The sequence below is a fragment of the Staphylococcus sp. 11007852 genome (assembly GCF_011394325.1).
GTDB lineage: Bacteria > Bacillota > Bacilli > Staphylococcales > Staphylococcaceae > Staphylococcus > Staphylococcus agnetis.
Window position 1 is genome coordinate 1 of the sequence record NZ_JAANBJ010000008.1, and the last position, 13,227, is coordinate 13,227.

At 38.7% G+C, this 13,227-nt stretch carries 12 protein-coding genes and 2 riboswitches; of the genes, 7 read left to right on the forward strand and 5 right to left on the reverse strand.

The window, feature by feature from the left end:
• Positions 1–24 precede the first annotated feature (24 nt).
• The 4 genes from guaA to xpt are packed head-to-tail and all read right to left on the reverse strand — an operon-like array spanning position 25 to position 4,938.
• Entirely contained in the window at positions 25–1,566 is a 1,542-nt protein-coding gene (guaA, locus tag G8Y85_RS02250; RefSeq protein WP_039647288.1) for a glutamine-hydrolyzing GMP synthase, read from the reverse strand.
• A 20-nt stretch (positions 1,567–1,586) separates the two neighbouring features.
• A complete protein-coding gene (gene guaB, locus G8Y85_RS02255; RefSeq protein ID WP_107368697.1) occupies positions 1,587–3,053 on the reverse strand; it encodes an IMP dehydrogenase in 1,467 nt (488 codons plus the stop codon).
• A 35-nt stretch (positions 3,054–3,088) separates the two neighbouring features.
• On the reverse strand, positions 3,089–4,357 hold the full coding sequence (gene pbuX / locus G8Y85_RS02260; RefSeq protein ID WP_107400956.1) for a xanthine permease PbuX: 1,269 nt from the start codon (positions 4,355–4,357) through the stop codon (positions 3,089–3,091).
• Complete coding sequence (gene xpt / locus G8Y85_RS02265) at positions 4,357–4,938, reverse strand: xanthine phosphoribosyltransferase (RefSeq protein WP_060552212.1); 582 nt, start codon at positions 4,936–4,938, stop codon at positions 4,357–4,359. The genes pbuX and xpt overlap by 1 nt, the downstream gene beginning before the upstream one ends.
• Positions 4,939–5,187: 249 nt before the next feature.
• Positions 5,188–5,290: riboswitch (purine riboswitch) on the reverse strand.
• 241 nt (positions 5,291–5,531) lie between these two features.
• Here xpt and G8Y85_RS02270 point away from each other — a divergent pair.
• From G8Y85_RS02270 to G8Y85_RS02290, 5 genes are all read left to right on the forward strand, one after another.
• Positions 5,532–5,942 (forward strand): general stress protein, encoded by a 411-nt coding sequence (locus tag G8Y85_RS02270; RefSeq protein WP_107400957.1) that lies wholly within the window; start codon positions 5,532–5,534, stop codon positions 5,940–5,942.
• Between the two features lie 143 nt (positions 5,943–6,085).
• Positions 6,086–6,760, forward strand: a complete 675-nt coding sequence (locus G8Y85_RS02275; RefSeq protein WP_060552210.1) for a hypothetical protein — start codon at positions 6,086–6,088, stop codon at positions 6,758–6,760.
• 112 nt (positions 6,761–6,872) lie between these two features.
• Complete coding sequence (locus G8Y85_RS02280) at positions 6,873–7,475, forward strand: DNA-binding protein (RefSeq protein ID WP_037565048.1); 603 nt, start codon at positions 6,873–6,875, stop codon at positions 7,473–7,475.
• Positions 7,476–7,498: 23 nt separating this feature from the next.
• A riboswitch (TPP riboswitch) is annotated at positions 7,499–7,602 on the forward strand.
• Positions 7,603–7,685: 83 nt separating this feature from the next.
• Positions 7,686–8,792 (forward strand): glycine oxidase ThiO, encoded by a 1,107-nt coding sequence (thiO, locus tag G8Y85_RS02285; RefSeq protein ID WP_165805375.1) that lies wholly within the window; start codon positions 7,686–7,688, stop codon positions 8,790–8,792.
• Between the two features lie 74 nt (positions 8,793–8,866).
• Positions 8,867–10,258, forward strand: a complete 1,392-nt coding sequence (locus G8Y85_RS02290) for an L-cystine transporter (RefSeq protein WP_165805376.1) — start codon at positions 8,867–8,869, stop codon at positions 10,256–10,258.
• Positions 10,259–10,298: 40 nt separating this feature from the next.
• Here G8Y85_RS02290 and nfsA read toward each other — a convergent pair whose 3' ends face one another.
• Positions 10,299–11,054 carry an oxygen-insensitive NADPH nitroreductase gene (nfsA, locus tag G8Y85_RS02295; RefSeq protein WP_060552207.1) on the reverse strand — a complete coding sequence of 252 codons (756 nt, stop codon included), beginning with the start codon at positions 11,052–11,054 and terminating at the stop codon, positions 10,299–10,301.
• A gap of 141 nt (positions 11,055–11,195) precedes the next feature.
• On the opposite strand from nfsA, the gene G8Y85_RS02300 reads away from it, so the two are divergent.
• Both G8Y85_RS02300 and ahpC read left to right on the forward strand, forming a co-directional pair.
• Positions 11,196–11,972: a 2-keto-4-pentenoate hydratase gene (locus tag G8Y85_RS02300; RefSeq protein WP_060552206.1), complete on the forward strand. Its 777-nt coding sequence runs from the start codon at positions 11,196–11,198 to the stop codon at positions 11,970–11,972.
• Between the two features lie 369 nt (positions 11,973–12,341).
• The gene (gene ahpC, locus G8Y85_RS02305; RefSeq protein ID WP_037565060.1) at positions 12,342–12,911 is read left to right on the forward strand and encodes an alkyl hydroperoxide reductase subunit C; all 570 of its coding nucleotides are present in this window, start codon (positions 12,342–12,344) and stop codon (positions 12,909–12,911) included.
• The last annotated feature ends 316 nt before the right edge of the window (positions 12,912–13,227 follow it).

The window sequence follows — 13,227 nt, forward strand, 5'->3', positions numbered from 1 at the left end:
AAAGGGTTTCTTCTTTTTAAAATATTATTCCCATTCGATTGTGCTTGGTGGTTTTGATGTGATGTCATAAACAACACGATTGACGTGATCTACTTCATTCACGATACGTGTTGAGATTTTTTGTAGAACTTCCCAATCGATACGTGCAAAGTCACTTGTCATACCATCAATTGACGTTACGGCGCGTACACCGACTGTGTAGTCATACGTACGGTAGTCTCCCATTACACCTACGGAACGGATATCTGGTAATACTGTAAAGTATTGCCAAATGTCACGCTCTAAGCCTTCTTCACGGATGACTTGGCGTAAAATCGCATCGGATTCACGTACGATTTCTAATTTTTCTTCTGTAATTTCACCAAGGACGCGGATACCTAATCCTGGACCTGGGAATGGTTGTCTCCAAACGAGGTGTTCTGGAATACCTAATTCGATACCTAATGCACGTACTTCATCTTTGAATAACGTGTTGATTGGTTCGATTAATTCGAATTCCATGTCTTCCGGTAAGCCACCTACGTTATGGTGAGATTTGATTGTTTGTGCTGTTTTTGTACCTGATTCGATGACGTCTGTGTACAGTGTACCTTGCGCTAAGAAGTCTACACCTTTTAATTTTGATGCTTCATCATCAAAGACGTATACGAATTCGTTACCGATAATTTTACGTTTTTGTTCAGGATCTGATACGCCTGCAAGTTTTGACATGAAACGGTCTTGTGCGTTTACACGAATAATATTCATGTTGAAACCTTCACCGAATTGTTCCATTACCATGTCGCCTTCACCTTTACGTAAAAGACCGTGGTCAACGAAGATACATGTTAATTGATCCCCTATCGCTTTGTGTAATAATACCGCAACTACAGAGGAGTCTACCCCACCGCTCATTGCGCAAAGCACGCGACGGTCGCCGACTTTTTCACGGATTTTTTCGACTTCGATATCGATGAAGTTTTCCATCGTCCACTCGCCTGTACAGTTACATACGCGACGTACAAAGTTACGTAATAAGTCATTACCAAATTCTGTATGACGCACTTCTGGGTGGAATTGTACACCGTAGATACGACGTGATTTGTCTTCGATGGCCGCATATTGTGTGCTTGGGCTATCTGCAATGACTTCAAAGCCTTCTGGAATTTCGATGACTTTATCAGAGTGACTCATCCATACCGTTTGTTCTTCTGGTAAACCGAAGAATAACTCGTCTGATTTTGCGTTGATCGTCGCTTTTCCGTATTCACGTTCGTTCGCGCGCTCAACTTTACCGCCTAATAATTTTGTTGTTAATTGCATACCGTAACAAATACCTAAAACAGGAATGCCTAAGTTGTAGATTTCTGTATCAATAGTAAACGCATCTTCTGCGTAAACAGAGTTTGGTCCACCTGATAAAATAATCCCTTTTGGATTCATTTTTTTAATTTCTTCAATTGAAATTTCGTGGTCGTGTAATTCACTGTACACGCCCATTTCACGAATACGACGTGTAATCAGTTGGTTATACTGACTTCCGAAGTCTAGGACAAGAATGAGTTCTTGTTCTTTTGCCATTTCCATAATGTGTACTCCTTTATCCCTTAGAATGAGTAGTTTGGTGATTCTTTTGTGATTTGAACATCATGTGGGTGGCTTTCTGCTAGACCTGCAGCACTCATTTTTGTAAATTGTGCTTCTTCACGTAACGTTTCTAAGTCTTTTGAGCCTGTGTAACCCATACCGCTCTTCACGCCACCAATTAATTGATAAATCGTATCTTGTAATGGTCCTTTGTAATCAATACGTCCTTCAACACCTTCTGGAACGTACTTTTTAGGTGTTTTATCTTCTTGGAAGTAACGATCGTTAGAACCACTCGCCATTGCACCTAATGAACCCATACCGCGGTAAACTTTGTATTGACGTCCTTGGAACATTTCAACTAAACCTGGGCTCTCTTCAGTACCAGCAAGTAAGCTACCAAGCATAACCGCATGTCCGCCTGCCGCAAGGGCTTTTACGATATCACCAGAGAATTTAATACCGCCGTCTGCGATAATTGTTTTACCATGGTTTTTCGCTTCTGTCGCACAGTCGTAAATTGCTGTGATTTGAGGCACACCGACACCTGCTACAACACGTGTTGTACAAATTGAACCTGGTCCGATACCCACTTTCACAACATCTGCACCTGCTTCAAACAATGCTTTAGTTGCTGCAGCTGTCGCAACGTTACCTGCGATCACTGTTACTTCAGGATATGTTGCTTTGATTTCTTTCACTTGATTGATAACACCTTGTGAATGACCGTGTGCCGTGTCAATCACTAATGCGTCAACACCCGCTTCTACAAGTTTTTCAGCACGAATGCTTGTATCTTTAGCGATACCAATCGCCGCTGCTACGATAAGACGACCGTGGCTGTCTTTTGCCGCATATGGATATTCGTTCACTTTCTCGATATCTTTAATCGTGATGAGGCCTTGTAAAATACCATCTTCTACTAATGGAAGTTTTTCAATTTTGTGGTCTTGTAAAATCTTCTCAGCTTCTTCAAGTGTTGTACCTACTGGTGCTGTCACTAAGTCTTCTTTAGTCATAACATCAGAAATTTTGATTGAGAAGTCTTCAATAAATCTTAAATCACGATTTGTTAAAATGCCGACAAGTTTGCGTGATTCTCTATTGTCTACAATTGGCACACCTGAAATACGATATTTACCCATTAATGCTTCAGCTTCATATACGCTTTCTTCTGGTGTTAAATAAAATGGGTCTGTAATTACGCCATTTTCAGAACGTTTTACTTTTTGTACTTCATCTGCTTGGCGCTCGATGCTCATATTTTTATGAATCACACCTAAGCCACCTTGACGTGCCATAGCGATCGCCATTTTTGATTCTGTTACCGTATCCATACCTGCTGATACAATAGGTATATTTAATTGAATACGTTCTGAAAGTTTAACGCTTAAATCTACTTCTTTCGGTAATACATTTGATTCTGCTGGAATTAGTAATACATCATCAAACGTTAGTGCTTCTTTAACAAACTTGTTTTCCCACATTTTTCGTATAGCCTCCATTCAAATTGATAGTTATATTATTTCACATTTTCTTCGTTTTGTTGATAGTTTAGACCATTAAAAAATAAATTCAATATAATCGCGGAAATTGTTCCTAAAACGATACCATTTTGAGTAAACCATGTAAATTGATCACCGAGTGCTTTAAAGGCTTCTGGAACGGCAGTAATCCCCGCCCCTAATCCGACTGAAATCGCGATGATTAACAAATTGTTTTGGTTTTTGAAATTAATGTCACCGAGGATGCGGACACCATAAGCCATCACCATACCAAACATCGCTAACATCGCACCACCTAAGACAGACAATGGAATAATATTCGCAAGTGCGCCAATTTTAGGTATGCATCCGCAAATGATAAGCATGATGACCATGCCGTAAATGACGTCATTTTTCTTTGCGCCTGACAATGATACAAGACCGACATTTTGAGAATACGCGGTATACGGAAAGGCATTAAAAATGGCACCTAACGTAATCGCAATCCCTTCTGCCATATAACCTTTTCTAAAATCTTTGCGTTCGAGTGTGCGCCCTGTAATTTGACTTAATGCATGATAAACCCCTGTAGATTCAATCAAACTGACGAGTGCAACAATGAAAAAGACGACAATGGCGCCAAAATCAAATGCAAAACCGTCAAAGCGGAATGGGCGTGGTAATTCAAACCAATGGGCTTGACCCACTTGGGCGATATCCACAAGTCCTAAGAAACTTGCGATCACTGTCCCACTCACTAATCCTAATAAAATGGCAATAGATTTAATAAAACCTGTCGCAAAACGTTGAATGACTAAAATGATGATGAGTGTCGCAAAACCAAGTAAAATATGCTTCGGTGAACCGTAATCTTTGGCACCTTGCCCTCCAGCAATATAATTCATTGCGACTGGCATTAACGTAATACCGATAATGGTTACGACACTTCCCGTCACAACTGGTGGAAAAAGACGCACAAGATAAGCGAAAAATGGTGCGATGATAATGACCAAAAGCCCTGATGCGAAAAGTGAACCGTACAAGACGTCTACCCCTTTAGACTGCCCAATCATAATCATTGGCGCAACAGCAGTAAACGTACATCCTAACACGACCGGGAGTCCTATTCCGACCCCGCGGTACACTTGTAAAAATGTCGCAACACCACACATAAAAATATCGACAGTAACAAGAAATGCGATTTGTTCAGGGGTGAATTTTAAACTTGTTCCTACAATAATAGGTACAAGAATGGCACCCGCATACATAGCTAAGAGATGTTGTAAACTTAATAGAAATCTTTTCATTATGCTTGATCTCCAACTAATGTAATTTTGTTGCCTTTAAGAGAGCCAATTTGACACAATGACGATACATTGAGTCCTGCTTCTTCAAGACGTGTACGTCCTTGTTGGAAGCTTTTTTCTACTAATATCCCAACTCCTACAGTTGTCGCGTTCGCTTGTTGTACGAGACGGTGTAGCCCAAGTGCGGCTTCGCCATTCGCTAAAAAATCATCGATAATGAATACGCGGTCATCAGGTGATAAAAATTCTTCTGAAATGATGACGGTACTCGTTTTATTTTTCGTAAATGAATGCACATCTGTTTGATAGAAACCTTTATTCAATGTGCTCGGTTTTGCTTTTTTCGCAAATAGACAAGGGACATCAAAATGTAAAGCTGCCATAATGGCCGGGGCAATACCTGAGGCTTCAATCGTTAAGATTTTTGTGACGTTTTCATGCGCAAATTGTTCATGAAAGACTTTTCCTATCTCGTGCATCAGTTCAGCATCAATTTGATGATTTAGAAAACCATCCACTTTTAAGATTTTTTCATCAATGACAACGCCATCTTCAATGACTTTGTTTTTTAACCTTTCCACTTCGGTTCCTCCTCAATTTTGGTCAAGATAATAAAAAAGCCCAAAACTTCAGAATATAGTTTTAGGAACGAGTAAGTGAAATACAGTTGTAAGTGTGACACGTTTTATAATCCCTATTCATTCAACAAACTAGTCATAGCGTTCACTTTAATACGTGTGTCATTGACATGAATTGGGTGAGACATAAAAGGTATCACTAAAAATATCATTGAAATCATGAAACACATGACAAAATGATACAAAGCATTACATTGATTTTCATTTACTCATAGTCACATTGTTTAAGGCAACGTGGTAGAAACTTCCAAAGCCATATTCTTCAGATTATATGAGTGCGTATAAATTATTTAATGATAATAGCAAATTTGAAGTTAATACGCAATACCGTCGCGTCAAATCAATTATTTTCAGAAATTTATGTAAATTAATTGCAGAATACCCTTCTTAAGGGCAACATTATTATGGAAGCGCAATCATAAATTTGTTAATTAAATGCCGTAAATTTGTTATGATTATCTTATAGGTATCAAACGGTTAATTGCGATATAACATGGGTAAAACTAATATGAATATTAAAAACGGAGGCGTCGATTATGGCAGATTTTAAAGTAGCACGCACAGAAGAAGATGCAATTGAAGTCGTAGATTCTTTTTTACGAAACGGTTATAAGGAATCAGAAATCGTAGTCATTAGTAAAGAAAAATTAAAAACAGATCGATTCAATGATTGTCAAATTCAACACAAATCGACTAACGGTACGATCAGTGACAAATTTATGCGTATGTTTATTGGTGAGGATGCTGAAGGTGCCGCTTTAAGTCGTTATAACTTTGGTGAAGAACAAACTGAAGATTTAAAACAAGACTTAAACAACAATAAAATTGTAATCGTTGTTCAAAAAGATACAACGAAACATGGTGAAGTAACACAAAATAACGCAGCCTATATTGAACCTTCAACGGATACACATAAGCCGTCTGAACATAAAGGCGATATCGAGTGAAATTCAAATCATTCATAATGATGAATTTTTGGGGCTAGGACATTGTAAAATGTTCTAGTCCTTTTTATATGAAAGCGCCAGTCTACTACGCCTGTTTTTAACTATCTGTGCTATACTGTTATCAATCAAGAGAGGTGAACGTAATGAAATTTGTACAAATAAAATCTACCCAAGATCAATGGTATGAACCCGCACTCGATTTTTATATGGATAAATTAGATCCCCTCGTAACAGAAGACGAATCTGTCTTTGTGCAATCTTTAAAAACTGAAAAAACACACAATGATTACGTTTTTCTAGTCGGCATTGAAGACAATCGTGTGGTGAGTTTTGCGACAGCACATTATGAAGCAACAACTAACACAGGCTTCATTGTCTATTTAATCGCAGAACCTGGTGCAGAACAGGAAACATATTTAGCTATGATGCTAGAAGAAGTGGAAAAAGGCATTAATCGATTATCTAATCAATTGCACGGACGCGATGTGAACTTCTTTATGTTTGAATCAACGCTCGAAAATCCAGATGTCGATGCCAAAACAGCAGAAGACATCGCGTTTCGACGTCATTTCTTAACACATCATGGTTATGAAAAACAAACGCAAATCCCTTATATTCAACCTTCATTAGACCGTAAAGGAAAACCTGTACCTCTTGATTTATATATCAAAGCAAACATTCCTTTAACGAAAGATATCTACGGTACAAGTGTAAAATCGTGCTATATTTTGAAATACGTCTTTGCTAATCGCATTCCAAGACGTGTGATTTATCCACTATTAATAAAAATGAATTTGAGTAAAGATATGAATACGTAAGCCCTTGAAATCCAGTCTTAAAGCCGTTACAATAAGGTAGAGGTAAGACTGACGGGTCACTGAACTCAGGCTACCGTAAGTCTAAAATGACTGACAGAAAGGATTTATGAACATGCTAACAAAAGAGTTTGCACAGAAATCAGAGCTTAGTGAAAAGCAAGTGCGCAAAATTGTACAGCACCTAGAAGAACGTGGCTACCAGTTGAAAAAAACGGAATACCGTGGACGTGAAGCAACGGATTTCCAAGAAGAAGACATTGAATTATTCCAAGAAATTGCAGAACGTGTTGGACGCACGAACAGTTATGAACTTGCATTTGAAGAATTAGAACAAGAAAAAGACTTTTTACAAGTCATCGTCAAAGATAATGGTCAAAACTTGCCATCAGACCAACAATTCCCTCAAATGATGCAAGAACTAAAAGCAGAAATCGATAAAATGCGCGAAGAACGCCAACTTTTGGGACAAATGATTTCTCAAGTCCACCAACAACAAGAAGAATTGAAATCATTACATACACAGTTAAACAACCAACTTGAAACAAACGCAAAATCTTTAAATGCCATTACCGAAAGTCAAAAACAACAAGCGGATCAATTATCTAAAACACAAGAAAGCATCGAAACACAAACTAAAGAACAACAAGAACTTGTGACAACGATTAAAAACAACCAAGAGCAAAAAGGTTTTTGGGCACGCTTATTCGGCGGCTAAGATTCACTAAAATAAATACGCAATACAAGTGCTAGGGGTGCTCTTAAGTGAGCTGAGAAAGACGTCATCTTAACTCTTTGAACCTGAAGTGGTTAGTACCAACGAAGGGAAGCCGTATGTGAACACAATTTATGTGTCTGGAAAAGTCCTTTTTTCAGATTGTTTCAATACAGGTGACACCTCTTGCACAAGATTGCAGGAGGTTTTTTTATGCAAAAATTAATCATTATCGGTGGCGGCGTAATGGGGCTTTCTATCGCTCGCCAATTATCTAACGCTCCCTATAATATCTCTATTATTGATCGCACCACACCTCGCATGAATGCATCGTATGCAGCTGGAGGAATGTTAGGTGCTCAAAATGAATTTTTTGAAGCTACCCCACTCTATCGATTAGCGATGCAAAGTCGTGCGTTAATGCCACATGTTGCTCAACAACTCCAACGTGATACAGGTATAGATATTGAATTCCAATGTCACGGTCTCATTAAAATCGCGACAGAAGTCACACATATCGAAAATATCAAAAAACAATTTTCATTTTTAAAACAAGATGACCATCACATTCAATGGTTCCATTCGAAAGATTTGCACCGTTTGTTTCCACACCTCAACCCCAAAACAACAGCCGCATTTAAAATTCAAGACGATGGTCAAATCCATGCCAACCTTTATACTCAAGCACTCACAAAAGCGGTAATATCTCAAAAAAACACGCAATTGTATTCACATACTGAAGTCACACACATTGAAAAACATCGAGATGGCTTTACCGTTCATACCTCTCAAGGCGCTATGATGGCAGATTTACTCGTTATTGCGGCAGGTGCCTGGAGTGGCAAATTGTTATCAGATATACATATTTCATTACCTACCCGTCCTGTGAAAGGCGATGTGAAGTTAGTCGAAACCCAATCCCCTATTTTAAAGACGACCCTTTTTAATGCCAATGGTTGCTATATTGTTCCAAAACGTCACAATCGGTATTTAATCGGTGCGACGTCTGAATGGGACAATTGGTCGACTGATAATGATGCGTCAAATTTAAAATGGCTTGATGATAAAAGTCAGGAAATGCTCCCTCAACTTCGAAACCATCGCATTATTAAAACTTGGACGGGTATTAGGCCTATTACACATCAAGAAGTCCCTATCATGGGTCCAATTAATCCTTCGCTTTTTGTAGCGACGGGACATTACCGTAATGGTATTTTACTCTCTCCAATTGTAGGTCAATTAATGGCGAAAGCCATTCAAGGTGACGTGCAAGCGCTCGATACATTGCAACCTTTTACACCAAACGTGCAACAAAACTAAAAATGTACTTGCTTTTGTACCGCACACCGATTATTCTTATTATATAAATCGGAATTAGAAGGAAGCGTGTTGCCATGTCTACATTTTTAATTATTCTTAATCTCGTCATTTTCATCATTGCTCTTGTTGGGCTATGGTGGATGGCTAAAAAACATATAAAATTCCCCAAACGTGTCTTCATCGCATTAGGTTTAGGAATTCTTCTCGGTCTAATCCTTCATATTTCTTATGGCGCGGGAAGTAAAATAATCACTGAAACAACATCTTGGATAGACATCGTCGGTCAAGGTTACATTTCATTACTTAAAATGATTGTAATTCCACTTGTTTTCGTATCGATTGTCGTCGCATTTACAAAAATCGACATCGGTGAAAAATTTGCTAAAATGGGTAGTCTCATTTTAATGTTTTTAATTGGCACTGTAGCCATTGCTGCAATAGTAGGAATTGTTTTTGCGTTATTATTCGGTTTAGATGCCTCATCGATTGATTTAGGTCAGGCTGAAAATGCCCGTAGCTCTGAAATTACGAACCAAGCAAAAGAAATGACCGCAACGACGTTACCAGCACAAATTTTAGAATTATTACCTTCAAATCCATTTCTAGATTTTACCAGTGCGCGTGCAACGTCTACGATTGCTGTCGTGATTTTCGCAGCATTTATCGGATTTGCTTTCTTACGTGTGTTACGTAAAGAACCAGAAAAAGGTCACATTTTAAAACGTGGCATTGACGCCGTCTATTCACTTGTTATGGCAATTGTGACGTTTGTTTTACGCCTTACACCTTATGGTATTTTAGCGATTATGATTACGACGATTGCGACAAGTGACTTTGCGGCCATATGGACATTAGGTAAATTCGTTATTGCTTCATATGCAGCTTTACTCACGATGTATCTCATTCATATGATTATCTTGGCAATTTTGGGCGTGAATCCCCTTCAGTTTATGAAGAAAACAGCAGAAGTTATTTTATTTGCGTTTACGTCTCGTTCAAGTGCAGGTGCGTTACCCCTCAATATTCAAACGCAAACTGAACGTTTAGGTGTGCCACCAGCGATTGCAAACTTCTCAGGATCATTCGGCCTCTCTATCGGTCAAAATGGCTGTGCGGGTATTTATCCTGCCATGTTAGCCGTGATGGTTGCCCCAGTGGCAGGTGTTGAACTGAACTGGCAGTTTATTTTAACGTTAATCGTAGTTGTCGTACTGAGTTCGTTCGGAGTGGCAGGTGTAGGTGGTGGTGCGACATTCGCATCCATTCTTGTGTTATCCGCGCTGAACCTTCCAGTCGGTCTTGCGGGTGTCTTAATTTCAGTCGAACCCCTTATCGACATGGGACGTACAGCACTTAACGTGAACGATTCATTACTCGCCGGTACAGGCACTGCAAAATTAACGAAACAATTAGATGAAGAAACATTTAAATCTAACCACTATGACGAACTCGCATCACAGCATTAAAAATAGAGAGTGTGCCCTAATACGTCACACTCTCTATTTTTTATTTCTTATTAAATCCTGACATTTGTAACCAGTTCAACATTTCTAACCGTTGTTTACTGTTCATAAATTGCGTGATTTGTTCTGACCAAGTTTCCGTACGTTCTCCATGTGTGCGTGCGTTGTAATAGTTAGAAACCGTCTCATCATAGGCCTCAAGTTGTGCTTCTAGTTGGGTATCATCTGTGTTGTAGCCATCGACGTGAAAGACATGTTCGAACGGCAAACGGGGTTTTGGTGTACCATTTTCATCATCCGCAGGTTCACCAATCGCCATGCCGAATAACGGGAATGTAAACTCTGGTAGTCCTAAAATTTCACGTACTCGCGGTACATCATTGCGCAATGATCCTAAATAAACAATGCCGTAACCCATATCCTCTGCAGTTAACGCAATATTTTGAGCCATTAATGCTGCATCTACTGTACCTACGAGTAAACCTTCAGCTGACTCAAAACTACCTTCTAATTGTGCGTCTCGCTTTTCACTAATTAAATGATGTCGATGATAATCTAAAACGAATACTAATAAATAGCCATTTTCAACAACGTAAGGTTGTCCAGATACTTCTTTTAATGCTTCTTTCTTGTCTAGATTTTCAACACCAATAACGGAAGTCGTTTGTAAAAAACTTGATGTCGACGCCATTTGACCAGCTTCAATCAGTTTACGAATCACTTCTCGGTCAATCGCTTTTGATTTAAATTTCCGTACCGAATGATGTTGTTTCGCTAACGCATAAACATGTTCAGACATATGTGCCACCCCTATTACTTTTTTCTCATTTTATCAAAATCTATTTCCTAGCGCATAAATCGTGTTTCACCTTAACTTGCAATACTTTTAAATAAAAGTTATCCTAATTGTAACAATTTTCAGAATAAAGGGGTAGACACTATGACGAATCAAACAAAATCTTTAGCAAAACAACTTCATCAAGCGTATTTAAATCATCAACCCATCCCTTTTCTTAATCCCGATGCAGCTGTAGATGAAACGTTAGGGTATGCGGTACAACAAGAACTGACACAACGCATTCAATCCGCGACTGGATCAACAGTTGCTGGATACAAAGTCAGTATGACAAGTAAAGCAACTCAAGCGTATGCGAACACTCATGAGCCGGCATATGGAACATTATTAAGCCATGTCGTTAAAGCGTCTAATACCACGCTTAACTTACACGACTTGTTTTCACCTTTAATTGAACCCGAATTGGTATTTGAGTTCACAGAAGATGTATCTAATCACCCTACTGTAGAAGAAGTACTATCTAAATCAAAGATTGCCCCAGCAATTGAAGTGCCAGACGCACGTTATATCGATTGGTTTCCACATTTTACATTGGGCGACTTACTAGCTGATAATACAGCTACAGGCCTTGTCATTGTTGGAGAAGCTGTAGATACCCCTGATTATGACACGCTTGGAGATATCTCCATGACACTTCAACATAATGAGACCGCCCTCGCCGAAGGACATTCGTCTGCCGTCTTAGGTCATCCAGTAAAAGCAATTCAATGGTTAGCTGAAAAATTAGCTGCACATGGCAAATCATTAAAAGCGGGTGATATTGTGTCTTCAGGCACTTTTATCACACCACTTCAAGCAGAGGTCGGTACGTATCATGTAGAGTATACGCATATTGGTAATGTCAATGTCACATTTGAATAACGCATTTAAGAAGTAAAGCTGAATGAGTGTGGGTCGGCTTTACTTCTATTTATGTTATTTTATCAACTTCAATGCCTTTAATTGATAAAATATAGCTCTAATTGAGAAAATTATATCGTCAATAATATTGAAAACGTGTAAATTGTATTGAGGTCGATACGTTAAGTATGAGGTTTTCACAAGAATTTAGTGATTCTTTAAAATGCATTTAAAGTAAAAAGAGAGTAATTTCGTTTGACGTCTATCACTTTTCGTGTATAATAAGAGTCAAGATTAGAATTATTATTAATAAGGAATGATGATAAAGAACTCAATCACATCAATTCTAATCAATAATAATGATTATCATTTTTTAGGAGGAATTTCATTATGTCTTTAATCGGTAAACAAATTGAAGAATTTTCAGCACAAGCGTACAATGCAAAAACAGACGAATTCGTTGAGGTATCTCATGAAGATTTAAAAGGTAACTGGAGTGTAGTTGTATTCTATCCAGCTGACTTCTCATTCGTATGTCCAACAGAATTACAAGACGTTCAAAACCATTACGCTAAATTACAAGAGCTTGGTGTAAATGTTTACTCAGTTTCAACTGATACACATTTCGTACACAAAGCGTGGCATGACCATTCAGATGCGATCAGCACATTACAATACGTAATGATTGGTGACCCATCTCAAGCGATTACACGTAACTTTGACGTGTTAGATGAAAACACTGGTCTTGCACAACGTGGTACATTCATCGTTGACCCTGACGGTGTTGTTCAAGCAGCTGAAATTAACGCAGATGGTATCGGTCGTGATGCAAGCACATTAGTACACAAAATCAAAGCTGCGCAATACGTGCGTCAAAACCCAGGTGAAGTTTGTCCTGCAAAATGGGAAGAAGGTAACGACACATTAACACCAGGTTTAGACTTAGTAGGTAAAATCTAAGAAGTTCGAATACAATCTTTATGATGCATGAGCGGCAACGCCTACTCGAAATACTAAAATTCTATCTGATCACCCAAGCAAAATATGAATTTTAGTATTTATGATGAAGGACTAGGCAAGCCAGGTGTTAAGTTCTGGCTCCTCCGTTCATACTGTCCATAAAATTTTATTCCAATTCTATTCATAAATATTCCGTCTAGGCACAACATGAAGCGTTTGATTGCCTCCTTTTGAAGGTATTCAAACGTTTCCTTATTGCCTGGGCGGGACAGCAATCTTCCCGTTGAATGAGATTGTTGTCCCGCTCTCAATCCAT